This is a genomic window from Streptomyces tubbatahanensis (genome assembly GCF_022699385.1).
In the GTDB taxonomy this organism is placed as follows: Bacteria; Actinomycetota; Actinomycetes; order Streptomycetales; family Streptomycetaceae; genus Streptomyces; species Streptomyces diacarni.
This window is the reverse complement of record NZ_CP093846.1, coordinates 334,851-361,781: the sequence shown is the minus strand read 5'-3', so window position 1 is coordinate 361,781 and position 26,931 is coordinate 334,851. Positions and strand designations below refer to the sequence as shown.

Sequence of the window (26,931 nt, the reverse complement as noted above, 5' to 3'; positions counted from 1 at the left end):
CGTGTACGCGAACGGCGAGCTGCGGGCCGGCCTCCCGGCGAAGACGCTGCACTGGAAGGACACCGCCGCTCCGGGTCCGGACGAGAAGAAGGTCACCTACGTGGTGCGGGCCAGGGACGCGGCCGGCAACCAGTCACCTGACAGCCCTGCCGTCACCCGCGCGGTCCCCGCCGGCACGGCCGCGCGCACGAAGGCCGCGTTCACCCCGCCCGAGACCGGTGCCGCGTCGGCGCGAGCGCGCACCGGCCACGCCCACAAGACACAGGCGGGGCGGGGCGCCGAGATGCCCTACACCACCGTCGAGGCCGAGACCGGCACCACCGGTGGCGGCGCGCGGGTCCTCGGGCCCAACAGGAAGATCGGCGACCTCGCGGGAGAGGCGTCGGGCCGGAAGGCCGTGACGCTGACCGAGACCGGCCAGTACGTGGAGTTCACCGCGCCGGTGGAGACCAACACCCTGGTCACCCGGTTCTCGATCCCGGACGGCACGGACGCCACACTCGACGTCTACGTGGACGGTGAGAAGACCGAGCCTCTCGAGCTGACCTCCCAGTACGCGTGGCTCTACGGGCCGGAAGCGGCGCCGGTGAACGACCCGAACGCGGGCCCGCCGCGGCACATCTACGACGAGGCGCACCTCGATCTGGGCCGCACCGTCCCGGCAGGTGCGAAGATCAGGCTCCAGAAGGACGGCGGCAACACCTCCACGTACGCGATCGACTTCGTCGACTTCGAGAAGGTCACGGCCGCGCCCAACCCGGATCCGGACGCGTACGTCGAGCCGGCCGGCACCGGCCACCAGGACGTGCAGAGCGCCCTGGACAAGGCGCGGATGGACACCACAGGGAAGATCCAGGGCGTCTACCTGCCGCCGGGCGACTACGAAACCTCCAGCAAGTTCCAGGTCTACGGCAAGCCGGTCAAGGTGGTCGGAGCCGGCCCGTGGTTCACCCGCTTCCACGCGCCAGCCGGGCAGCAGAACACCGACATCGGCTTCCGTGCCGACCAGGGCGCGAACGGCTCGACGTTCTCCGGTTTCGCCTACTTCGGCAACTACACCTCCCGCATCGACGGCCCGGGCAAGGTGTTCGACTTCCAGAACGTGTCCGGCATCACGATCGAGAACATCTGGACCGAGCACATGGTCTGCCTCTACTGGGGCGCGAACACGGACCGGATGACGCTCAAGAACAACCGCATTCGCAACACCTTCGCCGACGGCGTCAACATGACCAACGGGTCCACCGACAACCTGGTCACCAACAACGAGGCGCGCGCCACCGGGGACGACTCGTTCGCGCTGTTCTCCTCGACCGACGCGGGCGGCACCGACCAGAAGAACAACGTCTACGAGAAACTCACCAGCAAGCTCACCTGGCGGGCGGCAGGCATAGCGGTCTACGGCGGCCACCTCAACACCTTCCGCGACATCCGCGTCGCCGACACCCTCGTCTACTCCGGCATCACCGTCTCCTCACTGGACTTCGGCTACCCGATGAACGGCTTCGGGCCCGACCCGACGCGGCTGGAGAACATCAGCGTCGAGCGCGCCGGCGGTCACTTCTGGAACGGGCAGACCTTCCCGGGCATCTGGATGTTCTCCGCCTCCAAGCCGTTCCGGGCCATCCGGGTGGACGACGTGGACATCACAGAACCGACCTACCACGGCATCATGTTCCAGACCAACTACGTGGGCGGTCAGCCGCAGAACCCGGTCGAGGACACGGTGCTGTCCGACATCACGGTCTCCGGGGCGCACAAGTCCGGTGACGAGTTCGACGAGAAGTCCGGCTTCGGCATCTGGGCCAACGAGATGCCGGAGGAGGGGCAGGGCCCCGCCGCCGGTGAGGCCACCTTCAAAAACCTCACCCTGAAGGACAACGCCGAGGACATCAGGAACACCACGTCCACGTTCACGCTCAACGTGGAGTGAGGCCTTCACGGTGAAGCCCCTCCCGTGGGGGCCGCTCCCGCGAAGCCCCTCCCGAGGGCCCGTCCATGCGACCCGTTCGCTGCCCCGGAGCGCGCCGGGGCAGCGAACGGCACGCAACGCGCACCTTGCGCGCATCCCGCGGGCCGTCGGCGCAGCCTGCCACGGTCTCCCCGCGCCGCCGGCCCGGCACACAGGCCCGGGCGCCCCGCGCGGCGCACCCGTGCACCCATGGAAGGAGAGGACGCCATGAGACGGAAGCAACGCGGTCAACGGCCCGGCGCCACCAGAGCGGACCACCGTGCCCGGCGGCCGGGCGCCACGAGCCGGTTACCCCGTGCCGGACGCCTGACCCGCCTGACGCTCGGTGTCGTGCTGGCGGCCACCGGGCTCCTGCCCGTGGCCGCCGCGGCAGCCACCCCCGATCCGTCCGCCCACCCCTCGGCCGGGGCGACGAACCTCGCGTCGGACAAGCCGATCGAGGCGTCGTCGTCGACACAGAACTACCTGGCCGCCAATGCCAACGACGGCAGCACGGGCACCTACTGGGAGGCGAGCGACCAGCCGTCGACGCTGACGGTGAAGCTGGGCTCGAACGCCGACGTCGAGTCGGTCGTGGTCAGGCTCAACCCCGACCCGTCCTGGTCCGCGCGCACGCAGAGTATCGAGGTGCTCGGGCGAGAGCAGTCGGCCGACGACTTCACCTCGCTGAAGGCCCGCGAGGACTACCGGTTCTCGCCCTCGGACAACGGCAACGCCGTGACGATCCCGGTCACCGGCCGCTACGCCGACCTACGGCTGAAGATCTCCGGCAACAGCTCCGGGTACGGCGGGCAGGTCGCCGAGTTCCAGGTGATGGGCACGAAGGCACCCAACCCCGACCTGACCCTCTCCGACCTGACCTGGGACCCGGCCGAGCCCACGGAGAAGGACAGGATCACGGCGCACGCCACAGTGCGCAACGCCGGCACGGCGGACGCGGAGAAGACCACCGTGGAGGCCAGCCTGGACGGCGCGGTCGCGGGCAGCGCCACGGTGCCCGCACTCGGCGCGGGGGAGTCGGCGAAGGTGCCGGTCTCCCTGGGCGAACACGCGCAGGGCAGCTACACGCTCACCGCCGCGGTCGACCCGACCGACACGGTCTTCGAGCAGGACGACGAGAACAACAGCCGCACCGCCGAGAAGAAACTGACCGTCGGCCAGAGCCCGGGCCCCGACCTGGAAGTCACCGGCATCACCTCGAAGCCGGCCGATCCGGCCGTCGGCGAGGACGTCACGTTCGCGGTGAAGGTGCACAACCGCGGCACCAGCGCGGTGACCGCCGGTTCCGTCACCCGGCTCACCGTGGGCGACGCCACCTTGGAGGGCACCACCGCGGCGATCCCCGCCGGCGGCACCGCCACCGTCGACATCGACGACACCTGGACCGCGACCAGCGGCGGCGCCACACTCACCGCGACGGCCGACGCCACCGGTGTCGTGACCGAGACGAACGAGGACAACAACGTCTTCGCGCGCTCCATCGTGGTGGGGCGCGGAGCGGCCGTGCCGTACGTCGAGTACGAGGCGGAGGACGCCACCTACGAGGGCGAGCTCCTCGAAGCCGAGCCGGAACGCCCCTTCGGACACACCAACTTCGCCACGGAGTCCTCGGGGCGCAAGTCGGTACGGCTCGACGCGACGGGCGAGTACGTGGAGTTCACCTCCACCAGCGCCAGCAACTCACTCGTCGTCCGCAACTCGATCCCGGACGCACCGGGCGGCGGCGGCCAGGAGGCCACTCTCAGCCTCTACGCCGACGGTGAGTTCGTGCGCAAGGTGACGCTCTCCTCCAAACACAGCTGGCTGTACGGCAACACCGACAGCCCCGAGGGGCTGACCAACACCCCGGGCGGCGACGCGCGGCGCCTCTTCGACGAGTCGCACACACTGCTGGAGCACACCTACCCGGAGGGCACCGAGTTCCGGCTGCAACGCGACGCGGGTGACGACGCCGCGTACTACGTCGTCGACCTGATCGACCTGGAGCAGGTGGCGCCGGCGGCGAGCAAACCGGCCGAGTGCACCTCGATCACCGAGTACGGCGCGGTCCCGGGCGACGGGGCCGACGACACCGAGGCCATCCAGCGGGCCGTGACCGCCGACCAGAACGGCGACATCGCGTGCGTGTGGATCCCGGCAGGCCAGTGGCGCCAGGAGCAGAAGATCCTCACCGACGACCCCGAAGACCGCGGGAACTACAACCAGGTGGGCATCCGGGACGTCACGATCCGCGGCGCCGGCATGTGGCACTCCCAGCTCTACACGCTGACCCCGCCGCACGAGGCGGGCGGCATCAACCATCCGCACGAGGGCAACTTCGGGTTCGACATCGACGACAACACCAAGATCTCCGACATCGCCATCTTCGGCTCGGGAACCATCCGCGGCGGGGACGGAAACCAGGAGGGCGGAGTCGGCCTCAACGGCCGGTTCGGCAAGGACACCAAGATCAAGAACGTCTGGATCGAGCACGCCAACGTCGGCACCTGGGTCGGCCGCGACTACAGCAACATCCCGGAGCTGTGGGGTCCTGGCGACGGCCTGGAGTTCAGCGGCATGCGGATCCGCAACACCTACGCGGACGGCGTGAACCTCACCAACGGCACGCGCAACTCCACGGTGGTCAACTCCTCGTTCCGCAACACCGGCGACGACGCCCTGGCCGTGTGGGCCAACAAACACGTCAAGGACCCGTCCGTGGACATCGGCCACGACAACACCTTCCGCAACAACACCATCCAACTGCCCTGGCGCGCCAATGGCATCGCCGTCTACGGCGGGTACGGCAACACGATCGAGAACAATCTGGTCTCCGACACGATGAACTACCCCGGCATCATGCTCGCCACCGACCACGATCCGCTGCCCTTCTCCGGCAAGACCCTGATCGCCAACAACGGCCTGTACCGCACGGGCGGCGCCTTCTGGGGAGAGGCCCAGGAGTTCGGCGCCATCACCCTGTTCGCGCAGGGGCAGGACATCCCGGGCGTCACCATCCGGGACACCGACATCCACGACTCGACCTACGATGGCATCCAGTTCAAGTCCGGAGGTGGTGCCACACCTGACGTGCGCATCGAGGACGTGCGCATCTCCAAGTCCAACAACGGCGCGGGCATCCGCGCACACGGCGGTGCCCGCGGCAGCGCGACACTCTCGAACGTGACGATCACCGACTCGGCCGACGGGGACATCCTCGTCGAACCCGGTTCCCAGTTCGTGATCGAGAAGGGTGCCGCGAAGAACGCCACCGGAACGCCGGAGCGCGGCCGACGGCGGTAAGCATCTCCGTGCCGGCCGCACCGGTCCACCTCGCACCACCCGGGCCGAGCCGGCCCGCCTGCCGCCCGCCCCTCGCGCAAACGAGCGGGCGGGCGGCACGGCGGTTGTCGCCGAGGCGCGGGTCCTCACCGGCCGCCACCGCGCCGCTTCCACCACGTCCCGCCGGAGCCCGAGCCGTTCCCGCACCGGCCGGGAAGCCCATGGTGACCCCAGGCAGCAGACGCGGCGGCGTCACCCGGTCCCGTCACGTCCCGGGGTGAGCCCCGCGTCCCGGGCCAGGAGGGCCGCCTGGACGCGGTTGGTGACCTCCAAGGTGGTCAGCAGGCGGCTGACGTGGGCCTTGACGGTGCTCTCGCGCATCCGGAGGTCCTGGGCGATGTCCGCGTTGGTCTTTCCCCGCGCGAGCAGGGCCAGCACGTCACGTTCGCGGGGTGTGAGGCGGTCGAGCCGGGTCCGGGCGGCGGTCGCCTGCGGCTGGTGTGAGTGGTGGTACCGGTCGATGAGGCGGCGTGCGGCGCTCGGATGGAGCATGGCCGAGCCGGCGGCGACCAGGTGGACGGCACGCAGGATCTCGGCGGGGTCCGTGTCCTTCAGCAGGAAGCCGTCGGCCCCGGCGGCGAGGGCGTTGTAGACGTACTCGTCGAGATCGAAGGTGGTGAGTGTGATCACCCTCGCCGGGTGGGGGAGGGCGCGCAGGCGGGCGGTGGCGGTGATGCCGTCCATGGTGGGCATGCGCACATCGACGAGGGCGACGTCGACCCGGTGGGCGGCGGCCAGTTCGACGGCGCGCAGCCCGTCGGGGGCCTGTGCGACGACCTCGACCTCGTCGTCGCCGTCGAGGAGGTCGGCCAGACCGAGGCGGACCAGGGCGTCGTCGTCGGCGATCAGGACGCGGATCATGTGCGGGAACCGTTCTGCGCGGGATCGGGCGGGTGGGGGAGTGCGGCGGTCAGTAGCCAGCCACCGCCGTCGCCGGGCCCGGCGTGCAGCCGGCCGCCGAGGGCGGTGACCCGCTCCCGTAGGCCCACCAGGCCGAAGCCGGACTCGACGCGCTCCGGGGCCGGAGCACCGGCGACGTTGGTGATCTCCACGGTAGTGGCAGGCGGGGCGTAGCCGAGGCGGATGGCGACCGGTGCGCCCTGTGCGTGCTTGCGCGCGTTGGACAGGCCTTCCTGGACAAGCCGGTAGACGGCCAGGCGATGGGCCGCGGGCGCCTGCTCGGGGTGCCCGGTGACGCGGAGGTCCACCTGCTGGCCCACCGTGCGCGCCTGCTCGACGAGCTCCTCCGCTTCCCGCAGGACCGGAGCGGCAGGGACGGAGACCTGCTCGGTGTCCCGCAGCGCGCCGAGCACGTCACGCAGGTCGGCCAAGGCCTCGGTGGAGGCGGTCCGCAGCAGGGACAGGCGGTCGGCGACCGGCGCGGGCAGCGTGCCGGCTCTGGTGGCGAGCACCCCTGTGTGCAGGGCGATCAGGCTGAGCCTGTGGGCGAGCACGTCGTGCATCTCGGCGGCGATCCGCGACCGCTCGGCCGCCCGGGCCGCTTGTTCGCGAAGCTCCCGCTCAACCGACAGGTGCTCCACCTGGGCGCCCAGCGCCTCCACCAGGCGGCGCCGGTTGCCGAGCCACAGGCCGCCGACCACAGCGAGGAGGAGGAAGAGGCTGGAGCCGTACTGCTGCGGTCTCCACAGCGAAAACACCGGGTCCGTGAACACGTTCGCGACCAGCGCGGCCACCGCACAGCCCACTGCGGCCCGGGCGCGGCGGTGCGCGGCCAGATCGAAGAGGGCGACCAGCAGCAGGGGCAGCGTCGGCCAGCCCCACGCCGCGGCCGCCGCCGTGGTCACGAGCGCAGGGACGGGCCACGGCAGCCGGCGCACCAGCAAGACCGCTCCGCACAGCACGACTGCCGCGGTGCGCACCGTCAGATAGCGCCCGCCCAGAGACGAGGCGGTGTTCTGCACCGCGGTCAGAGTCAGCAGCAGCACCAGGCCCCAGCGCCCGTACCCCCTCCACGCGGCACTTCTTCTCCAGCTCACCCGCGAAAGCCTAGGCGGCCACCCGCGTGCGGTCCTTGGCCGATCAGCCGTGTCCGCCCCCTCCTTTCGTAGGGGGCGGGCGGTCGCACTTCGGCGGATTCCCCGGCGCGTGCCGCTGCCTAGCGTCGCCGGCATGAACGATCGGACCACCACGACACCCCGGCGTGCCGCCGGGCAGCGGCGCGCCGCCAGAAGCTGGATGTTCCTGAAAGAGGCCGCACGCGACCCGCGCACCACGGGAGCCGTCGCCCCCAGCGGCCGGGCGCTGGCTTGGGCACTCACCGCACCCGTACGCGCACGGGCCCGGCGGCCCCTGACCGTCCTGGAGGCAGGCGCGGGAACCGGAGCCGTCACCCGCACTCTCCTCGCACAGCTCCCTGCGGACAGCCGCCTGGACGTCGTCGAAGCCAACCCGCGCTTCACCGGCCCGCTGCGTCAGCTCGCCGGCGCCCACCCGCGCCCGGCAGACGAACCGGTACGGGTCCGCGTCAACCAGGGCCACGTGGAGGAGATGGACACCTGCCGACGCTACGACGTGATCGTCTCCGGACTGCCTCTGACCAACTTCAGCCCGGACCAGGCCGAAGCGGTCATGGAGAAGTACCTGGCGCTGCTTCGCCCGGGCGGCACGCTGACCTACTTCGCCTACCTGGGCACGCGCCAGGCGCGTACCCTGCTCTCCTCCCGCGCCGAAGCCCGCCGCCACCACGCGGCCGTGGAGGCGGTGGCCGCCTACCAGCGCCGGTATGCGGCCGACTGCCGGACGGTCTGGGCCAACCTCCCTCCGGCCAGGGTCTGGCAGCTCGACCGTGCGCCGCTGCCTCCGGCGCCGCGCGGAAGCGGCGCCGCTGTGAGCGCGGGCCGGTGACCTCGCTGACCGCCGCGCTCGGGCAGGTGCCCGCCGCCACGGCCTACCTGGTACTGGCGGGAGCCGTCCTGGCCGAGTCCGTGCTGCTGATCGGCGCCCTCATCCCCACCCTCACCCTGCTGCTGGCCGCGGGGGCGCTCGCCCGGGCAGGCCACCTGCACCCGCTCCTCGTCCTGACGACCGCCGCGGGCGCCGTGGTGGCCGGAGACTTCCTCGCCCACCGCACCGGGCGCCTGCTCGGCACCCGCCTGCGCGGCGCACGCATCGGCCGACGCGTCCCCGCCACCGCATGGCAGCGCGCCGAAGCCTTGATGGCCCGTCGCGGCGGCCAGGCGCTCCTCCTCGCCCGGTTCGTCCCCGTGGTCCGCACCCTCGCCCCCCATCTGGCCGGCGCGAGTGGCGTGCCCTACCGCCGCATCGCTCCCTGCAGCGTGCTCGCCGCCTCGCTGTGGGCCACCGCCGAGGCCGGGGCGGGCTATGCGGCCGCCGCCTCGCCGCGAAGCGCCCTCACCCTCGGCGCCCCCGCTGCCGTCGCTGTCCTCGCCGCCGGAGGGGCGCTGCTGTGGACGAGAGCGCGGAGGAGACCGGCATGCCGCGCGCACGCCACATCGCGACCCGCGGAGGGAGGACGACTCCGCGCGCCTGGACCGTACTTGGCCGCTGCGGCTAGGGTCTGCCGCGAACGCAGAGCTCGCACGTGAACGAGCACGCGCCGTGGACCAGTGGTCTCCCGGCAGTCGACGTTCCCCGGCCTCAGGAGGGTCGCTCGTGTCAGGGGTGCACGTGACCGTGTGGGACGACCGCGACGGAGTCGGAGAGGGGGCGGCCCAGGCGGACGCGGCCGCTGCCCTCTTCGTCCACAACATCTTCGCCTGGGGCAGCGACTCCGCCTACGGGTTCGCCGGGCAGCGGCCCCTCGCCGACAGCCGGCAACTGCTCCTGATGGACCGCCGGGGCTACGGTGACAGCCCGGACACCGCCCGCAGCGACGTCGACGTCGACGCCGAGGACGTCGTGGACATCCTCGACGACGGCGGCTACGCCGCCGGGAACGGCGGAACCCACCTCGTGGGGCACGGGAACGGTGCCGTCGTCGCACTCCTCGTCGTCGCACTCCTCGCCGCCGCACGCCGCCCCGACCTCGTCCGCTCCCTCGCCCTCCTCCAGCCCTCCGCCTTCACGGCCGCCGCCGACCGTCCCGTCGTCGCCGACCTCCTCGCGCGCGTGCGCGACGGCGCCCCCGGCGTCCCGCAGGACATCACGCCGGAGCAGTATCTGCGGGCGTCCACCGAGGGGTTGGGGATGCCTGCGCCCGACCCGACGCCGCGCCGGCTTCGTGCCGTTGCCACCGCCATGCGGGAGCGGCCCGTATGGGAGGCGGAGATCCCGCCGGCGCCGATCCGGGATGCCGCCCTGCCGGTTCTGGTGATCTGCGGGACCTGGGAGCAGGCACCTGCGGCGTACCGCGAGCACGTCGGGCTCCCCCTGATGGCCGTGGCGGAGTCCCTCACCGACTCCCTCGGGGGCCGGCTCCTGCGGGTGCCCGGGTACTATCCCCACGCCCAGGAGCCCGCTGCCGTCAACGCCGCCCTGCGGGGACTGTGGGGGTGAGTGCCGGTCCGCGACCGCGCCGGTCACAGCCACGCGTCGAGGTCTCCTGCCGCGGCGGGTCCTAGTCGGCGGTCACCAACCGTCCCGAGTCGACATGGTGCACCGTCTCGGCCCATTCCTGCGCGATCCCGGTGTCGTGGGTGATCAGCAGAACCGCTCCGCCGGCCCGGCTCACCTCGTCGAGCGCCGCCAGCACCAGGCGGGCACCCTCGCTGTCGAGCGCGGAGGTCACCTCGTCGCAGACCAGCAGCCTGGGGTGGGCCAGCAGCCCGCGGATCAGCGCCGCACGCTGGAGTTGCCCGCCGGAGAGGGCTTCGGGGCGGCGGGAGAGCAACTCGTCCTCCAACCTCAGCGACCTGGCCAGGGCGCGTGCCTGCGCTTCGGCCTCCGCGCGTGGCAGTCCGCGCAGAAAGCGCCCGGTGTCGGCCAGTTGGCCCCACACAGGTCGGAACTCGTCGAAGGAGGCCCTGCTGTCCTGGTGCACGTACTGCACGATCCGACGCTGCGTCGCGTCGCGCCCGGGCAGGGCCGCGGGCAGCACATGCCCGTCCACGACGATCCGTCCCGAGGAGGCGGGTGTCAGCCCGGCCAGCGCCCGGCCGAAGGTCGTCTTGCCCGATCCGGACGGGCCGACGAGCGCGGTCCGGCTGCCGGGCGGAAACGCCATGCTGACCCCTTCGAGCACGGGGGCCGCGCGGTGCCGCCCGGCGCGTACGGTCACCTCCTGTGCGGACACGCCCTCAGGGGCGCGTGCGCTGCGAGCACGACCGTGCCGCCGCCCCGAGGGCGGAGCCGGTGCGGGACCCCCGGAAGGGGTGACCATCCGGCCGCGCTCCAGTACGGCGGTGGTGTCGGCGAGTTCGGCCACCAGCCGCGCATCGTGGGTGAGCAGCAACAGGGCCGTGCCGCCTTCCTTGATGCCCCGCAGCCGGTCGGTGAGGACCGCCGCCGTGTCCTGGTCCAGGCCGCTGGTCGGCTCGTCCAGCACCAGCAGCCGCGGTCGGGTGATCAGCGCGGTGGCCAGCGCGACGCGCTGTTGCTGGCCCCCGGACAGTTGGTGCGGGAACCGGCGCAACAGCCCCGCGCCCTCCGGTATCGCGGCGGCTTCGAGCGCCTGGTGTACCGCCGCCTCGCACGCGGAACGGCGAAGCCGCCCGCGTGCGGAGCCGCTTGCGGCATAGCGGGCGAGCTCGCGGAGTGTGCAGCCGATGCGGCGCACCGGGTCGAGAACGCTGGCCGGGTCCTGCGGCAGGTGTGCGACCAGGCCCGCCCTGGCGGCGCGCCGCTGGGCCGCGGAGGCGCCGACCAGTTCGGCTCCGCCCAGCAGCACCCGGCCGCCCAAGGCGATGCCGGGCCAATCGAGGCCGAGCGCGGCCAGCCCCAGGGTGGTCTTCCCGCTGCCTGAGGGACCGGTCACTGCCAGGGCCCGGCCTGGGGCGAGGACGAAGCTCACCCCGTCCAGCAGCGTGACACCGTCACGCGAGCGTGCCGACAACGAGCGCACCCTCAGCAGTTCCCCGGCGTCCGCGCCCACGCTCGTACGGGCGTCCGCGCCCACGCCGGCGCCGGGCCCCGCGCCGGTCACCGCGACCGCCCCTCGTGCCGCGCGAGGAAGCGGTCCGCCGTCAGGTTCGCGCCGACGCACAGTGCCATCAGCAGCCCTGCCGGTACGAGGACCGCCGCGGGCTGGAGGAAGAGCGCGTCCGTGTTGCGCTCGATGACCACGGCCCAGTCCGGGGAGTCCGCGGGCAGCCCCAGACCGAGGAAGTTGGCGGAGGCGAGCAGGTACAGCACCAGCCCGAACCGGCTCCCTGCGTCCGTGACCAGCGGGCCTCTCACGCTCCTGGCCACATAGCCGCACTGGACGCGCCATTCCGGCATGCCCTGGAGCCGCAGCGCCTCCACGGCCGTGCGGCAGCCCGGCGCCAGCGCGGTGGCGCGCACCAGCCGCGCCACCGCGGGCACCTGCACGAGAGCGGCGGCGGCCACGAGCGTGCCGGTCCCGCGGTGCCCCGTCGCTGCCAGAGTCATCAACAGCAGCAGTGAGGGAAAGGCCAGCAGCAGGTCGAGCCCGCGCATCACGGTCTCGTCCACCCACCTGCGACCGTGCGCGGCCAGCAGCCCCGACGGCACCCCTGCCGCGTACGCCAGCACCAGCGTGGCGGCTGTCATGCCGAGCACCGAGAGCCCGCCCCGCGACACCAGAGCGAGAACGTCCCGGCCCAGCGAGTCGGTTCCCAGCAGGTGCCCGGGCCCCGGCGGTGCCGACGGCGTGCCGCCGGGTGCGGCCGAGAGGGGCAGCAAGGGGCCGGCCAGGGCCACGAGGACCGGCAAGGCCGGCAGCAGGACCGCTCCCGCACTCGCCGCGCAGGCCCGGGGGCGCCGCCGGTGAGGGGCGTCGCGGCACCGACGCCGGCGCACCGAGGTGGTCACGCGCGTCCTTCCCGCACCGGGACCAGCCGGTGCACAGCGAGATCGGCCAGCAGGTTCACCGCGACCGCTGTCAGCGCGAACACCAGCGCGTAGCACTGCACGGCGGGCAGGTCGCGGTTCTGTACCGCCTCGACGAACCCCGTACCCAGGCCGCTGACCGCGAACAGCGACTCCACGACGACCGCGCCGCCCAGCAACCCGTCGACGCAGCGGGCCAGTTGCTGGACGGCGGGCGCGAGCGCGTTCGGCATGACGTGCCGGACCACGATCCGGCGCTCGCCAAGCCCGAGCAGGCGCAGGTGGGATGCCACCGGGCCGTCCTTGCGCTCGGCCACTCCGATGCGCACCTGCCGTGCCAGGTCGCACAGCTGCCGGGACACCAGGACACCCACAGGCAGCACCAGCACCTGGGGCGTGAGCGGCAGCTCGGCCCCCGCGGTGCCGGCGGCCGTGGCAGGCAGCAGCCCCAGGCCCAGGGAGAGCCAGGCGACCAGGAGCAGGCCGAGGACGAACTCGGGAACGGCGTGCAGCAGCACCGTCGCCCCGTTGAGCGCCCGGTCGATCCACGAGCCCTCCCGCAGACCACTCGCCACCCCGAGCAGCAGCGCCAGCGGCACGACGACGGCGAGCGCGCAGCCGGCCAGCAGCGCGGTAGTCCCCAGACGCGCCGTGACCTCGTGCGTGATCGGAAGGCCGGTGACCAGCGAGCGTCCGAAGTCGCCCTGGAGCACGGCGTGGAGCCAGGAGCCGAAGCGGCTGACCACCGGCTGGTCGAGGCCGAGCCGGGTGCGGACCAGCGCGGCCTGCTCCTCGGTGCCCTGCTCACCCACCAGCACGTCGGCGGTGTCCCCGGGCAGCAGCGACGTCAGCGCGAAGACCGCGACGAGCACGGCGAAGCACTGGCCGGCCGCGACGGCGGCACGGCTCAGTGCGTAGCGGAACACGGTGCGGATCCCGTCGCGGTCGTGCGGTCCACAGCGAGCCTCTTCAGCCGATCCTGACGGTGTCGAACCGCGCCCAGTCACAGGAGTTCGGTGGTGCCTCGCGCAGCCCCCGCACCCCTGCGGCCAGCCCGACGATCCAGTCGCTGAACCCCCACACGAGCTGACCCGAGGCGTCCCGGGCCAGACGCTGCGCACGGGCCAGCAGCTCCAGCCTGACCTTCTCGTCCCGGGTGCCTGCCGCCTGGGCGATCAGCCGGTCGAACCTGGCGGAGTGGTAGCCGGTGAGGTTGTTGGGGGCGTCCGCCAGCAGGCGGGTGCGCAGATGGGTGGGGACCGGGAGCGTCGCGGTACGGCTGTGCGCGGCGACGCCCTTCGTCTTGATCTGGCCGAAGTAGGTCGCCGCGGCGCGTACGTTCGGCTCCACCACCAGCCCGATCTCCTTGAGCTGGCCGGCGATCAGCGAGGAGGCGTTCTGCCAGCTCGCGTCGGCGGGGCCGGTCTCCAGCCGGACATGCAGCCCTTCCGCCCCCGCGGCCTTGACGAGGGCGCGTGCCCTGTCGACGTCGCGCTCGCGGGGCGGCAGGCCTTGCGGGTAACCGCGCAGCCCCCTGCCGAAGAGGTCGTTGCCCACGGTGCCGCGCCCCGACAACGCCACCTTCACCAGGGCCTCGCGGTCGAGACCGAGGGTGAACGCCTCGACCAGGCGGGCGTCGGAGAACGGCTCGCGGCTCAACCGCAGCAGCAGGGCCTGCATGGTGCTGAGCTTCGTCTGGAGCAGCTTGACGTTCTCCTCGCCGTCGAGCCGTCCGGCCGAGGCGGCGGACAGGTCGTGCGCGTAGTGCACCTGTCCCGACAGCAGCGCGTTCACCCGTGCCCGCTCCTCGTTCACGGGCACGAACTCCAGTTCCTCGATGTGCGGTCCGCCCGACCAGTGGCCGTCCCACGCCCGGAACACAGCCGAGCCGCCCGGGGTGAACGAGCCGTACCGGAAAGGACCGGAACCCACCGGCTGCGCGAAGTTCTTCGTGCCCCGCGGGACGATTTCGGTACCGGGCGCGGCCAGCGCACTGGCGAACTCGAAGTCCGGCTCCTTCAGCACCAGTGTCAGCTCGCGGCCCCTGGCCCGGCTCGCCGCGAAGTCGACGGCCGAGAAGAGCTGCGCCGACTGGGCGCCCACCGCGGGATCGGCGATACGCCGGTAGTTCCACAGCACGTCGGCGGCGGTCACCGGCGACCCGTCGTGGAACTCGGACCTGCGCAGCCGCACCGTCCACCGTGTGCCGGAACGGTCGCTGTCCCAGGACTCGGCCAGCCGGGCCTGGACGGACATGTCGTCCTTGTACGTCAGCACGCTGTCGTACAGCGCCTTGGCGCGGGCCTGGTCGACGAAGAGGGGTGCCCTGTGCGGGTCGAGCGTCTCCTGGGATCCGCCCGCGCTGAACGCCGCGCGCAGCCGCGAGCCGCCTGCCCCGCCCGGCGCGCCACCGGAGCCGCCGCACGCGCCGAGTGCCGCGGTCGCCGTGAGAGCGCCCGCTCCCGCGAGTATGCGGCGCCGGGGGACGGCACCCTGCATCGATACGCTGTCGAACATGACGCGCGAGCCTCTCCTGGGGTGTCCACGCCCCGGGTCGAAGGAAGCGGCGACGCGCCAGTTGTCTGGCTCCCGGCTCTGGAGTGGACCCAGAGCAGGTCACAGTGGCGGGACCGCGCCGGATTCGCACCGGCTTCCCTGACCGCGTCACCCAATGGTGTGTGTATGTACTACCACGGCGCCGTTCCTGGGCCACCGGCGGCCGGCTCGCCGCGGACCGGGCGGGACCGGTGAGGGATGTGCACAGGTTGGACCAACGGCATTGACAGCACGCTCTTCTCACGGGTAGCGACGCTGCCTATATTTTGACGTGCTCGCGCCAACCGTGCCGCACGGTCGGCGTTCGGCTCGTGGCGCCGTCCCGGCGGACCGTCGACCGGTCCTGCCTGTCACTCCGTCCGGGACACCGACACCAGAACCCCCCACCGAGCACTTGGAGACAGGCATGTCCAACGACAGACTCACCGACACCTCCGCCCCCCTTCCCGCCCTCGCCCCCTCCTCCCGCGGCAAGCGCGCTCTCGTCGCGACCGCGCTCTCCCTCGCCCTCGCCGCCCTGTCCGTCGGCGCGGCCGGTGCCGCGCAGGCCACCGACCGGCCCGGCGAACTCCAGCCGGGCGAGGCCTACATGGGCGCGGGCATCGCCGTACACAAGGGCTGGAAGCAGGACGGCAAGCCCAGCCTCGACGCCTCCGTCGAAGGCGTCGACGTCAGCGGACACCAGGGCAACGTCGACTGGCAGGCGCTCTGGGGCAGCGGCGTGCGGTTCGCCTACGTCAAGGCCACCGAGGGCACGGGCTACCAGAGCGACTCCTTCACGCAGCAGTACAACGGCTCCTACGACGTCGGCATGACCCGCGGCGCCTACCACTTCGCGCTGCCGGACAACTCCAGCGGCGCCGACCAGGCCAACTTCTTCGCCGACCACGGCGGCGGCTGGAGCAAGGACGGCAAGACCCTCCCCGGAGTCCTCGACATCGAGTACAACCCGTACGGCGCGACTTGCTACGGGCTCAGCCAGGGCGCCATGGTCAACTGGATCAAGGACTTCACCGCCACCTACAAGAGCCGGACGGGGCGGGACGCCGTCATCTACACCACCACCGACTGGTGGACCCAGTGCACCGGGAACAACGCCGGATTCGGCGCGACCAATCCGCTGTGGGTCGCGCGGTACGCCGACGGTCCCGGCGCGCTCCCCGCCGGCTGGGGCTTCCACACGTTCTGGCAGTACACCTCGACCGGTCCCACCGTGGGCGACCACGACAGCTTCAACGGTTCGGCCGAGCAGCTGACCGCACTCGCCAACGGGTAGGACCTGCCGACCGCGTCACGCCCGTGCGCAACGGGCGTGACGCGCCGCGCCCACCCTGAACCGCCGAATCGGCGGTGTTTGCCCCCCGACTCCGCTCTCGGGGGGCTTCGCTCTGCCCTCCGCGCCGTCGCCCGCGGCCCGCCCCCGCGTTTCCGCCCCGCGCCCCTCCGCCCCGCGGGTACGTCTGCTCGGCTCGGTTCCCGGGCTTCTCGGCCACCGTCTCCCGGCGCCGCTCGAAGCAGGCTCTTCGCGCCCGTCGCCGCTCGCCGAGGTCAGGCCACTGACCTCTGCGCCCGCCTTCTCCGGCTCTTCGTGAGGCATCTTCCGAGGCGCTCCCTTGCCGTGCGCCGCTCCCTCCCCTCTAGAAGTTCATTCGCGCGTGACAGATGCTTGCGTGCGTTATAAGCTCTAACAGGCCAGTGAGCCGGACAAACCGAGTCCGGGGGGAGCTGGCGGGAAGGGTGTACAAGAATGAGCGCTACCGGAAACGACCTGCATGTTGTCCTCGGCGCCGGGCCGGCCGGCACCACGCTCGCCGCGGAGCTGGCCTCGCGTGGCCACCGGGTCCACCTCGTCGACCGCTCCGGCGCCGGCCCCGACCTCGAGGGCGTGACCCGTGTGCGCGGCGATGTCGGCACCGTCGAAGGGGCCAGGGCCGCCCTCAAGGGCGCCGCGGTGGTCTACCACTGCGTCAACGTCGCCTACCACCTGCAGGTCGACATGATGCCGGGCATCCAGGACGCCGTCCTCGGCGCCGTCGAAGCCGAGGGGGCCCGACTGGTCGTCCTGGACACCCTCTACCCCTACGGCGAGACCCACGGTGAGGTGATGACCGAGGACACCCCGTGGCGGGCGACCGCCAAGAAGGGGAGGATGCGCGCCGAGCTGGACGAGAAGTACCTGGCCGCGCACCAGCAGGGCCGCGTCGCTGTGGTGCTGGGCCGCTCGGCCGACTTCGTCGGGCCCGGCGTGCTCAACTCGACGCTGGGCGGTGCCGTCTTCCCCGGCGCCCTGACCGGCGGCGAGGTGGCGGCTCTGGGCGACATCGACCTGCCGCACAGCTACACGGATATCCGCAACGTCGCCGCGGGGCTTGCCACTTTGGGCGAGAACCCGCACGGTGACGGCCGCGTCTGGCACCTGCCCACCGCGCCGGCTCGCACCACGCGTCAGGTCTTCGAGACCATCGAGGCGAAGCTCGGACGGCCCTTGCGTCTCACTGTGCTGAGCGAGCCGCGCCCGTTCGGCCCCTTCGACCAGACGTTCATGGACTCCTACGCCGAGCTGTTCTACCAGCACACCGAGCCCCAGATCATGGACTCCAGCGCGATGCGGAACGCCTTCGGGGCCGAACCTCTCACCCTGGACACCACTGTCGAGGACACCCTCGGCTGGTACCGCGCCTTCCTCGCCGACGGGAAGTGACGTATCGACGAGGAGAAGTGACGTCTCGCGGGCTCCGGGCGGGCGGGGGTCAACGCCCGGAGTCAGGTGAGATGGTCAGTGGTCCAGCAGGGCGTCCAGCTCGGCTGTGAAGAGCGCGGCGGGGTCGAATCCCATCCCGGCGAAGTGGCCGGCGACTTCCAGGGACAGGACGCCGTGCAGCCGGGTCCAGAGGGCCAGTGCGCGGTGGAGGACGGCGGACGGTGCGGGGTTGCCGGCGGCCCACTCCCGGTGGCTGTCGAGGTGGGTGCCGAACGGCGTCGGGTGGGCCTCGGGGACTTCGGGGGTGAGGGCCGCGAAGGCGTCGATCAGGACCGCCATGATCTGGGACGCGACGGCGGTGACGTCGTCGGGGGCGCGGTAGCCGGGGACGGGTGTGCCGAAGACGAGAAGGTACCGATGAGGGTCCTCCAGGGCCCAGCGGCGCCACGCGTGTGCCAGCGCGGACACGTCGGCGCCGGCCTCGGAGGCCGCACGGATGGTGTCGGCGAGGCTCTGGTAGGCGTCCCTGACGAGTTCGGTGATCAGCTCGTCGCGGCCGGCGTAGTACCGGTACAGCGCCGGTCCGCTCATGCCCAACTGCTTGGCGATCGCGTTGAGGGAGAGGGCGGACGCTCCGGCCGTGGCGATCTGCTCCCACGCGCGTTCTTTGATCTCTCCGCGGACCTGTGCGCGGTACCGCTCGCGGGGACTCTTCGTTCCCGTTTCCGACATCGGCGTGCACCTCTCCGCGCTCTCTGCGGCCTCAGCGGCGACAACTGGTTACAAGGTATCACGAAGGCTACGACGTATTCGGGGGCCGAGTGCGCGTCATGGCGTCGTCCTTACCCGTTACCTGTCCCTATGTGTCCCGCTGGGGCGGCCGCACCGCGGGGCGGGGCGGGTGGTGCGGAACCGCGAGGTGGGCCCCGACGTCATGGCAGGGACATGGCCGGTCAGCGGTGTGCGGTGCTGACCGGCGGCGGGCCGGACGTACGCAAGTGAGGGAGTCGCCACGGTGGGCGCGGTCAGGGTTGGCGGAAGCGGTGGCGGACGTTCCGCGCGGGGCGGGGCGTACGCGGTGGGGCGGGGGAGGGGCGCGTTGCGCGCGCTGACCCTCGTGTTGGCGTTGCTCGGGGCCCAGACCGTCGCCCTCGCGTGGCCCGCGTACGCGTGCGGCTGTGGTGCGATGGTGCCGGCGGACCAGTCCCGTATCGGCGTGAACCAGGAGACGTCGGCGGTGCGCTGGGACGGGCGCACCGAGCAGATCGTCATGCGCCTGACCGTCCACGGTGACGCCGAGGAGGCTGCCTGGATCATGCCGGTACCCCACCGCGCCTCGGTGAAGCTGGGGGAGAGCCGGCTGTTCGACGAACTCGCCGCGCTCACCGCGCCACGGCCCGAGGACCGGCCCTATTTCTGGCCCCGCTCAGGGGACTGGCCCTTCGAGGACGCCGACGGCGCCGCGGCGCCTCCTGGCGCGGCGGCCCAGGGGCCCGGCGTCGACGTGGTGGGACGCGAGCGGCTGGGGCCCTTCGACGTGGCCCGGCTCGCGGCCGACGACCCCGGAGCGCTGCGCGACTGGCTGCGCGACAACGGCTTCCGCCTCCCGCCTCGGGTGGCCGGCGAACTGGCGCCTTACGTCGAGCGGAACTGGGAGTACGTCGCCGTACGGCTGGCACCGAGCAAGAAGCAGGCTTCCTCCGACGCTGCCGACGGTGGCGGGGCCGTCGACGGTGGCGGGGCCGTCGAGGGTGGGGGTGCCGCCGGTGAGGACGGTGCTGCCGGCGACGACGGCGCGCAGGACACGGGGGGCGACGTTCTCTCGGGCGCCTTGCAGCCCCTGCACCTCACCTTCTCCTCCGACCGGCTCGTCTACCCGATGCGTCTTTCACGAGCCGCCCGCGAGCCGCAGAGCCTGGGCCTGTACGTCCTGGCTCCGCACCGGATGGAGCCCCGCGACGCGATCGGCGGACGTGCCCCCGAGGTCACTTTCGCGGACCGGCTGGAGGCGGCCGACCAGCCCGAGCTGGTGCGGGAACTGGCGGACGGCGACGTGCACCTCACCGCACTCCGGCAGAACTTCCCCGAACCGGAGAAGATCACCGGCGACCACGTGCTGCGTCGCGCCGCCTCCGACAGGCCCTTCCACCGCACCTATGACCGGGACGTCCTGCTGCGCTGGGGCGGCGTCCCCGCCTGGATGGTGACGGTGGGCGGCGCGCTGCTGCTCGTCCTGGTGCTCGTCACGGCCCTGCTCGTGCGCCGCGGACGCCGACGGAACACGCCTCCCCGGCATCCGGTGTCGCCCGGGGCGTAATGGCGGCAGCCCGACGCCGTGCACCGGTGCCGCGGCCACGAGGAGTTGTTCATCGCGGCCCGGACGCGTGCTGAACAATTCCGGGGCTGCTGTAGTCGCCGCACCGACCGACGGCCGGTGCCCGGATGCCCCGTCGCTTCCGCTGCACGGTCGAGGCCGGCCGCCGAGCCGCCCGGCAGCACGCCGGAGAGGCCGGACCACGGAGCGAAACCGCAAGAGGAGGACCCACCTGTGAGGCACATCGTTCTGTCTCGTTTCTTACTCGGGAGACGTGGGCGCAAGCCGTTGGCGTTCGCCGTCCTCGCCCCGGTGATGGCGGTGCTGGCGTTGCTGCTCGTGCCGGCCACGGCGCACGCCGCCGACGTCCAGATCACCCCCGCGGCCGGCGCCGTCACGGCCAGTACCGACGACGGAAACGAGCCAGGGAACGTCGTGGACGACGACTACACCACCCGTTGGTCGGGCGAAGGCGACGGTGCCTGGCTGCAACTGGACCTCGGCTCGACGAAGACCGTCACCCACATCAAGCTCGCGGTGCACAAGGGCACCACCCGGCAGAACGTCTTCCAGCTCCAGTACTGGAACGGATCGAGCTGGGTCACCGTTCACGACGGCAGGACCAGCGGTACGACGACGGGCCTGGAGTCGTTCGCGTTCGACCCCGTGCGCACCTCGAAGGTCCGCTATGTCGGCCATGGTTACAGCGGTGAGGGCGAGGGAGACTGGAACAGCCTCACCGAGGTCGAGGTCTGGGGCGCCCCCGGTGATGACGACGGCGACGACGGCGGCGAGGCCAAGCTCCCGTCCGACGTCCTCGATCTGAGCGACTGGAAGGTGACGCTCCCCATCGGCGACGAGGAGGAACCCACCGAAATCTTCCAGCCCGAGCTCGACGGCTACTCCCACGACCCCTTCTTCCTCGTGCCCGAGCCCGGGGACGCCGTGCGGTTCCGCGCACCCGTCAACGGCGTCACCACGGGCGGCTCCAGCAACCCGCGCTCCGAGCTGCGGGAGATGGAGAGCGGGGGCGGGGACGAGATCGAGTGGTCCTCGACCTCCGGTACGCACACCATGACCGTGCGGGAGGCCTTCACCCACCTGCCCGAGGACAAGCCCGAGGTCGTCGGCGCCCAGATCCACGGCGGGGACGACGACGTCACCGCGCTGCGCCTGGAGGGTGAGAAGCTCTGGATCACCAAGGGGGACACCACCAACCACCACCTGATCACCGACCACTACGAACTCGGCACGGTCTTCGAGGTCAAGTACGTGGTGAGCGACGGTGAGATCAAGGTCTACTACAACGGTGAGCTGGAGACCACGCTCGACCACTCCGACTCGACCAACTACTTCAAGACCGGCGCCTACACCCAGGCCAACTGCGGCAACTCCTCGCCGTGCAGCGGTGAGAACTACGGAGAGGTCAAGATCTACGGGCTCGACGTCACACACGGCGACGACCAGGGATCGGACTCGACCCAGGCCGCCGACCGCCACAGCTGGGGCACGCCGCTGCCCATCTCGGACGAGTTCGACTACACCGGTGCGGTCGACCCCGACAAGTGGGCGACGCCCTCCGGAGACGTCGGCGGCACGGAAGGGTGCTGGGAGGGGCACAGCGGAAACGGCCGCCGGTGTGCGAAGAACAGCACCGTGGCGGACGGCATGCTCACCATGCGAGGCGAGGAGAACGGCGACACGGGGTGGCTCCGCCAGAAGCGCGACGCCCAGTACGGCCGGTGGGAGATCCGGTCCCGCTCGAAGAACATCGGCTCCAGCGGCGACCTCTACCACGCACTGCACCTGATCTGGCCCACCGAGGGCAACCGCCTCGAGAACGGAGAGTACGACTGGGTCGAGTACTCCGACCCGGACGCACAGTGCCTCACGGCGTTCCTGCACTATCCGCGCAGCCCCTCGGACAAGAAGGAACACCGCGAGGTCTGCCCGGTGGACATGAACGAGTGGCACAACTTCGCGTTCGAGTGGACACCGCAAGCACTGGTCGGCTACGTCGACGGAAAGGAGTGGTTCCGCCTGGCGGACGGCGCGGATTCCGACCGGGGAAACATCCAGTCGATGCCCTCGGGACACCTCAACATCCAGCTCGACAACTTCACCGGTGACAGCGGCCTGAGGCCCGCGGTCTTCGAGGTCGACTGGGTCCGGGTGTACGAGTAACCGACGCACCGGGTGCCCGATGAGTTCGGTGCACCCGGTGCTCGACGCCTCTGCCGGAACCCGCGGCGGCCCGTGACCACTCCCCACCCACTGCCGGATGACTCCGACGATCCGTTCGGATCCGGCCGGTGGGTGGGGTAACCGGTGCGCAGCCGGCCTCTCGCCGCGACCAGAGGCGGCCACCTGGCACCCCCCACCGGATGGCCGCCCATGGGAAACCCCGGCCGGCAGCTGACGGCCGGTCGCCTCGGCCCGGCACAGGACCTGGGCCGGTGCCGCCGTAAGCCAACGGCTTCTCGGGTGAACCGTCCGCCGCGCGCATCCGTCGTGCGTGAGCAGACAAAACTGACCCGAGAGGCGTGTTCTGTGCGCGAGAGACCACTTTCATCACTTCGATCATTCCGGCCACTTCTGTTCGCTCTTCTCTTGGTTGTCGCCGCCGTCTCGGCCGTGGCCTCGGGAGGGTTCACAGGAGGGAGTTCCGACAACGCGAAGGACCACGTCACCGAGGCCGCGGCCGCCGGCGACGGCGAGCACACGGTCACCCTGCGGAACCAGACGGGGAGTCGCGTGTGGGTCGGCGCCACGGTCAACGCGGACGGATCGACTCCGCTCACCGACCTGCCCGTCCTGGACCCGGGGAAGTCGGCCACCATCACCGTTCCCGAGCGCTCGGACGCGGGCCACTGGCGGGGCAAGTTCTTCGCCCGTCAGGGGTGCGGCGGGGAGTCGGGCAGCACGTTCCACTGCGCCGTGGGTGACTGCGGACCGTACGCCGACCGCTGCACCACGGGTGAACAGCCCGTCAGCCTGGCGGAGTTCAACTTCGACCCGGCCGACGCGGCGGCGCCCTGGTACAACGTCAGCTACGTCAACGCCGTCTCGGCAGCCGTCACGATCACTCCCGACGGAGCGACCCCGCCCGAGAACGGTGGGCAGTGTGCCTCGGTGGGCTGTCCCGTCGACCTGCTGTCCCACTGCCCGCCCGAGAACCTGACCAAGGACAAGGCGGGCAAGCCGCTGGTGTGCGTCAACCCGAACCGCGACGCGAAGACCGCCTACAGCGAAGCGCTCACCAAGCAGTGCCCGACGGCGTACGCGTGGTCCAAGCACGACGCCGAGCAGGGCAACCAGGTCGTGCGCCAGTGCAGCGAGTGCAAGGGCATGACCGTCACCTTCCACGGCCCCGGCGGCTCCGACAAGCCGGGCACCGAGCCCGGGAACAACCCCGGGCACGGCGACGAGCCCGGTTCCGGTGACCATCCCGCGGCGGGGCACGCCAGGGGCGTGGCACTCAACCCCGTCGACGGTGCCACCCAGGCGCTGGACGACTCGGGCGCGTCCTGGTTCCACAACTGGACCTCGTCGAGTGCCGGCGTCGCCAAGCCGAAGGGGGTCGAGTACGTCCCGACGATCTGGGGCGCGGGCTCGGTCACCGACGCGGAGTTGGACAAGGCGAAGAAGGAGGGCAAGAACCTGCTGACCTTCAACGAGCCCGATCTGCCCCAGCAGGCCGACATGACACCCGAGCAGGCCCTCGACCTGTGGCCCCGCCTGGAGAAGACCGGCCTGAACCTGGGCGCCCCCGCGGTCGCTGTCGACGCCGACAAGCCCGGCAGCTGGCTGGACCGCTTCATGAAGGGCGCGCAGGAGCGCGGCCTGCGCGTGGACTTCATCCCGGTGCACTGGTACGGCTCGGACTTCGGCCCTGACGCCTCCAAGCAGCTGGCCGGCTACCTGAAGCGGGTCCACGACCGGTACAAGAAGCCGGTCTGGCTGACCGAGTACGCACTCATCGACTTCACCAAGGACACCCCCCGCTACCCGAGCCAGGAGGAGCAGAACGCCTTTATCACCTCCTCGACGAAGACGCTGGAGGGGCTGGATTTCGTGCAGCGCTACGCGTGGTTCGCCCTCTCGACCCAGACCAGCCCGACCGGCCTCTACGACGGCGCCAACGCGAAGGGAGGCGCGAAGATCTACCGCGACGCCGGCTGAACGTCCGCGCCTGCGGGGCGCGCTCGCGCGCTCAACCGGCGTGCTGACGCGGTGAGTCGGCGCTCTGGCGGTGTGAAGCGACGCTCCGGCGCGGGACGCTCCGGCGCGGTGAGCCGGCGCGGCGAACGGCACGCGGGATCCTGTCCCGCGTGCCGTCTCCGGCCTCCCGCTTCCGGCCCACGTCCGCGCTCTCTCCTACCGAGCGGTCGGCGCCAGTCGCAGCAGTGGGCGGAACCGTTGGAAAGACGTGCTGAGCAGACCCGGGCAGGCGTGGGCTTGCTGCCACTGCGCGTTGGCCTCCAACTCGGCCGGACGGTTTTCGATGGCCTGACGGTGCGCGTCGGCGGAGGCCCACAACGCGTAGTTGAGCACCGTGGCCCCGTCCGGACTCACATAGAAGTGGGCTGAGAGCAGCCCCTCGGCCGCCGGTGTCTCGGCGCTGCTCTCGAACATCGCATCCACCAGCCGGTTCGCCCGCTCGGCATCGGGGCCGTCAAAGATCCGGGTGACCAGCACGGCACACGCTGCCTCGGCCGCCGGCCCATAGGCGGGCGTGCTGCGCCGCAGCACACCCGCGCTGACGCCGGTCCTCTCGATTCCTGGTACGGCCGCGTCCACCTCCTGTTTCCACGTCAGGTCCTGAGCCGGAACGTCCTCCAAGTCGTCGACCTGGGAGAAGTGCAGCAGCGTGGTGCCGTCGTCGGCAGCCAGGACCGCGTACGAGCGCAGGCCAGGGCCCGGCCACGGCCTGCGCCGCCAGGCGCCGGCGATCGCCTCCGCGACGGCATGCTGGCGCTGCGGCGTACCCACCTGCCAGGAACCGAACACCGCCGCCGGCGTGGAGACCTGACCGAGTACGGATGCGACACCTGTTCTCACCAGCAGCCTCCTGTTGTCCCCAACGCTCACGAGCGGTGCCCATGGGCAGCGGCCATCAGCCGACCCTCTCACGGCGAAACCGAAAAAGACCTCAGCCTAGCGGGCTGGTGCTTCCCGTCAGGAGCGCCGTCGTCAGGGGGTTGAGAGGCCACCAGCCGCGTGGAAAGGGCCTGGCTTCGTGAGACGTCGGCCTGACGCGGCACTACCAGCGGGCGCCTCTCCCGTTGCGGCACGGGACTTCGCGGACCACGGCCACACCGACGGAGCGACCCCCGCCCCGCTGCGACGCCGGAGAGACCGTCGAACGCATCGAGGTCCTCACTCCAGGTCGGACATGTCGAGTACGAAGCGGTAGCGGACGTCGTTGTGGCTCAGGCGGTCGAGGGCTTCGTTCACCCGTGCCGACGGGAGCAGTTCGATGTCCGCGGTGATGCCGTTGGCGGCGCAGAAGTCCAGCATGGCGGCGGTCGCGGGGCGGCCCCCCGAGCCTGCTGAGGTGAGTTTCTTGCGTCCGATGAGCAGGTCGAGAGTCTCCACCGTGACGGGTCCGAGATGCCCGAGGTGGCTGAGCGTGCCGTCCAGGGCGACCAGGCGCAGATACGGGCTCAGGTCGTGTGGCGCGGAGATGGTGTCGATGACGACGTCGAATCCGTCCCTGGCCCCGGCCATGTCCTCCGGGTCGGTGGACACCAGCAGCCCGTGGGCGCCGAGGCGGCGCGCGTCGTCGGCCTTGTCGGGCGAGCGGCTGATGACCGACGTGGTGGCGCCCAGTGCCACGGCCATCTTGACCGCGAGATGTCCCAGGCCGCCCAGTCCCGCCACGCCGACGCGGCTTCCGGGTCCCACGCCCAGGGCGTGCAGGGGCTCCCAGACGGTGACCCCGGCGCACAGCAGCGGAGCGGCCGCGGCGGGATCGAGGCCCGCGGGGAGGGGGTGCGCGAACTTGTCGCGCACGACGTACTCCCGGGAGTACCCGCCCAGAGTGGTGGACCCGTCGTGCCGGTCGGTTCCGCCGTAGGTGAGGGTCGGGAAGGCGTGGCAGAAGTTCTCCTGCCCGTCCCGGCACATGGGGCACTCGCCGCACGCGTCGACGATGTTGCCGACCGCGACCCTGTCGCCGCTGGAGACGCGGGTGACCGCCGGGCCGGTCTCGGTCACCACGCCGGTGAACTCGTGCCCCGGCACCAGCGGACGCCCGGCCGCGTCGTCGTGGTCGCGCAGAGCGTGCAGGTCGGTGTGGCAGACGCCGCAGTAGTCGATCCGCACGGCGATGTCGTCGGGGCGCAGTTCGCGACGCTCCAGCGAGACGCGCCGCAGTGTCGCCGGGCTGCCCGTCGCCTGCCATCCGCTCGTTGTCCGCACAGTGCCTCCCTAAACAGACTGTTCGGTCTGTTTGACCTTAGCGCACTCTCCGCGCCAGGCAAACCAACCGTTCTGTCTGGTAGCGTCCCGGGCATGGCGGATCAGCCCCTGACCTCGCGCGGAGCCGCGACCTACCAGCGCATCCTCGACGTGGCGACCCAGGAGTTCGCCCAGCACGGGATCGCCGGGGCGCGCATCGAGCGGATCGTGTCCGCGGCGCACACCAACAAGGCCCAGCTGTACGCCTACTTCGGCAACAAGGAGGGACTTTTCGACGCGATCTTCTTCGGCTCGCTGGAGCGGATCACGAACGTCGTGCCGATCGACGCCGACGACCTCGCGGACTGGGCCGTCCGCCTCTACGACGAGTACCTCCGCCGCCCCGACCTGATCCGGCTGGCCACCTGGGCGCGCCTGGAGCGCAGGCCGGCCGGCCATCTGGTCGAGGACCACGACCGCCTCGACGACCACAAACGGGGGGCCATCGCCGAAGCCCAGGCGGCCGGCCGAGTGCGCCGGGGAGACCCGTTCGACGTGATGGCCCTCGTCATCGCCATGTCCATGGCGTGGTCGCCGGTCAGCAACGTCTACGCGGCAACGGCCCAGGAGCCCTCGGACGTCCACGACCAACGCCGCGACCTGCTCCGCGACAGCGTCCGCCGCGCTGTCGCCGCCGAGTGACGCAAGTGCCGGTGGCGCGTCCTGCTCTCCCGTCTC

Annotated in this window: 19 protein-coding genes, 1 pseudogene and 1 riboswitch; of the genes and pseudogenes, 11 read left to right on the top strand and 9 right to left on the bottom strand. The window is 71.6% G+C overall.

Features of this window, described 5'->3' with window-relative positions; translation table 11 throughout:
- Positions 1-265: 265 nt before the first annotated feature.
- Together MMF93_RS01510 and MMF93_RS01505 are read left to right on the top strand one after the other, a co-directional pair.
- A pseudogene (locus tag MMF93_RS01510) lies at positions 266-1,933 on the top strand (glycosyl hydrolase); the annotation flags it as partial.
- A gap of 246 nt (positions 1,934-2,179) precedes the next feature.
- Positions 2,180-5,254, top strand: coding sequence for a CARDB domain-containing protein (locus MMF93_RS01505; protein ID WP_242748757.1), 3,075 nt, complete (start codon positions 2,180-2,182; stop codon positions 5,252-5,254).
- A 231-nt stretch (positions 5,255-5,485) separates the two neighbouring features.
- Here MMF93_RS01505 and MMF93_RS01500 read toward each other — a convergent pair whose 3' ends face one another.
- Together MMF93_RS01500 and MMF93_RS01495 are read right to left on the bottom strand one after the other, a co-directional pair.
- A complete protein-coding gene (locus MMF93_RS01500) occupies positions 5,486-6,154 on the bottom strand; it encodes a response regulator (RefSeq protein WP_242748756.1) in 669 nt (222 codons plus the stop codon).
- Positions 6,151-7,290: a sensor histidine kinase gene (locus MMF93_RS01495; protein WP_242748755.1), complete on the bottom strand. Its 1,140-nt coding sequence runs from the start codon at positions 7,288-7,290 to the stop codon at positions 6,151-6,153. The genes MMF93_RS01500 and MMF93_RS01495 overlap by 4 nt, the downstream gene beginning before the upstream one ends.
- Before the next feature lie 133 nt (positions 7,291-7,423).
- On the opposite strand from MMF93_RS01495, the gene MMF93_RS01490 reads away from it, so the two are divergent.
- The 3 genes from MMF93_RS01490 (at position 7,424) to MMF93_RS01480 (ending at position 9,769) form a co-directional block, all read left to right on the top strand.
- Complete coding sequence (locus MMF93_RS01490; RefSeq protein WP_242748754.1) at positions 7,424-8,158, top strand: class I SAM-dependent methyltransferase; 735 nt, start codon at positions 7,424-7,426, stop codon at positions 8,156-8,158.
- Entirely contained in the window at positions 8,155-8,859 is a 705-nt protein-coding gene (locus MMF93_RS01485) for a DedA family protein (protein WP_242748753.1), read from the top strand. The genes MMF93_RS01490 and MMF93_RS01485 overlap by 4 nt, the downstream gene beginning before the upstream one ends.
- A 67-nt stretch (positions 8,860-8,926) precedes the next feature.
- A complete protein-coding gene (locus tag MMF93_RS01480; RefSeq protein WP_242748752.1) occupies positions 8,927-9,769 on the top strand; it encodes an alpha/beta fold hydrolase in 843 nt (280 codons plus the stop codon).
- Positions 9,770-9,830: 61 nt separating this feature from the next.
- Here the strand turns inward: MMF93_RS01480 and MMF93_RS01475 are convergent, their stop codons facing one another.
- The 4 genes from MMF93_RS01475 to MMF93_RS01460 form a co-directional block, all read right to left on the bottom strand.
- Positions 9,831-11,354, bottom strand: a complete 1,524-nt coding sequence (locus tag MMF93_RS01475; protein ID WP_242748750.1) for an ABC transporter ATP-binding protein — start codon at positions 11,352-11,354, stop codon at positions 9,831-9,833.
- Positions 11,351-12,103 carry an ABC transporter permease gene (locus MMF93_RS01470; protein ID WP_242748748.1) on the bottom strand — a complete coding sequence of 251 codons (753 nt, stop codon included), beginning with the start codon at positions 12,101-12,103 and terminating at the stop codon, positions 11,351-11,353. The genes MMF93_RS01475 and MMF93_RS01470 overlap by 4 nt, the downstream gene beginning before the upstream one ends.
- Positions 12,104-12,198: 95 nt before the next feature.
- Positions 12,199-13,146 (bottom strand): ABC transporter permease, encoded by a 948-nt coding sequence (locus MMF93_RS01465; RefSeq protein ID WP_242748747.1) that lies wholly within the window; start codon positions 13,144-13,146, stop codon positions 12,199-12,201.
- A gap of 43 nt (positions 13,147-13,189) precedes the next feature.
- Positions 13,190-14,737 carry an ABC transporter substrate-binding protein gene (locus MMF93_RS01460; protein ID WP_242748745.1) on the bottom strand — a complete coding sequence of 516 codons (1,548 nt, stop codon included), beginning with the start codon at positions 14,735-14,737 and terminating at the stop codon, positions 13,190-13,192.
- 39 nt (positions 14,738-14,776) lie between these two features.
- Positions 14,777-14,899, bottom strand: a riboswitch (cobalamin riboswitch).
- Positions 14,900-15,182: 283 nt separating this feature from the next.
- On the opposite strand from MMF93_RS01460, the gene MMF93_RS01455 reads away from it, so the two are divergent.
- Together MMF93_RS01455 and MMF93_RS01450 are read left to right on the top strand one after the other, a co-directional pair.
- Positions 15,183-16,052, top strand: coding sequence for a lysozyme (locus tag MMF93_RS01455; RefSeq protein ID WP_242748743.1), 870 nt, complete (start codon positions 15,183-15,185; stop codon positions 16,050-16,052).
- A gap of 471 nt (positions 16,053-16,523) precedes the next feature.
- A complete protein-coding gene (locus MMF93_RS01450; protein WP_242748741.1) occupies positions 16,524-17,477 on the top strand; it encodes an NAD-dependent epimerase/dehydratase family protein in 954 nt (317 codons plus the stop codon).
- A 75-nt stretch (positions 17,478-17,552) separates the two neighbouring features.
- Here the strand turns inward: MMF93_RS01450 and MMF93_RS01445 are convergent, their stop codons facing one another.
- Positions 17,553-18,209 (bottom strand): TetR/AcrR family transcriptional regulator, encoded by a 657-nt coding sequence (locus tag MMF93_RS01445; protein ID WP_242748739.1) that lies wholly within the window; start codon positions 18,207-18,209, stop codon positions 17,553-17,555.
- A 367-nt stretch (positions 18,210-18,576) separates the two neighbouring features.
- Here MMF93_RS01445 and MMF93_RS01440 point away from each other — a divergent pair, with 367 nt between their 5' ends.
- From MMF93_RS01440 to MMF93_RS01430, 3 genes are all read left to right on the top strand, one after another.
- Complete coding sequence (locus MMF93_RS01440) at positions 18,577-19,794, top strand: DUF2330 domain-containing protein (RefSeq protein WP_242748738.1); 1,218 nt, start codon at positions 18,577-18,579, stop codon at positions 19,792-19,794.
- Between the two features lie 285 nt (positions 19,795-20,079).
- Entirely contained in the window at positions 20,080-21,975 is a 1,896-nt protein-coding gene (locus tag MMF93_RS01435; protein ID WP_242748736.1) for a polysaccharide lyase family 7 protein, read from the top strand.
- A 426-nt stretch (positions 21,976-22,401) separates the two neighbouring features.
- Complete coding sequence (locus MMF93_RS01430; protein ID WP_242748734.1) at positions 22,402-23,973, top strand: glycosyl hydrolase; 1,572 nt, start codon at positions 22,402-22,404, stop codon at positions 23,971-23,973.
- Between the two features lie 195 nt (positions 23,974-24,168).
- On the opposite strand, the gene MMF93_RS01425 is transcribed toward MMF93_RS01430, so the two are convergent.
- Complete coding sequence (locus tag MMF93_RS01425; RefSeq protein WP_242748732.1) at positions 24,169-24,852, bottom strand: antibiotic biosynthesis monooxygenase; 684 nt, start codon at positions 24,850-24,852, stop codon at positions 24,169-24,171.
- Between the two features lie 318 nt (positions 24,853-25,170).
- Entirely contained in the window at positions 25,171-26,214 is a 1,044-nt protein-coding gene (locus tag MMF93_RS01420) for an NAD(P)-dependent alcohol dehydrogenase (protein ID WP_242748730.1), read from the bottom strand.
- A 93-nt stretch (positions 26,215-26,307) separates the two neighbouring features.
- On the opposite strand from MMF93_RS01420, the gene MMF93_RS01415 reads away from it, so the two are divergent.
- A complete protein-coding gene (locus MMF93_RS01415; protein WP_242748729.1) occupies positions 26,308-26,895 on the top strand; it encodes a TetR/AcrR family transcriptional regulator in 588 nt (195 codons plus the stop codon).
- Positions 26,896-26,931 lie beyond the last annotated feature (36 nt).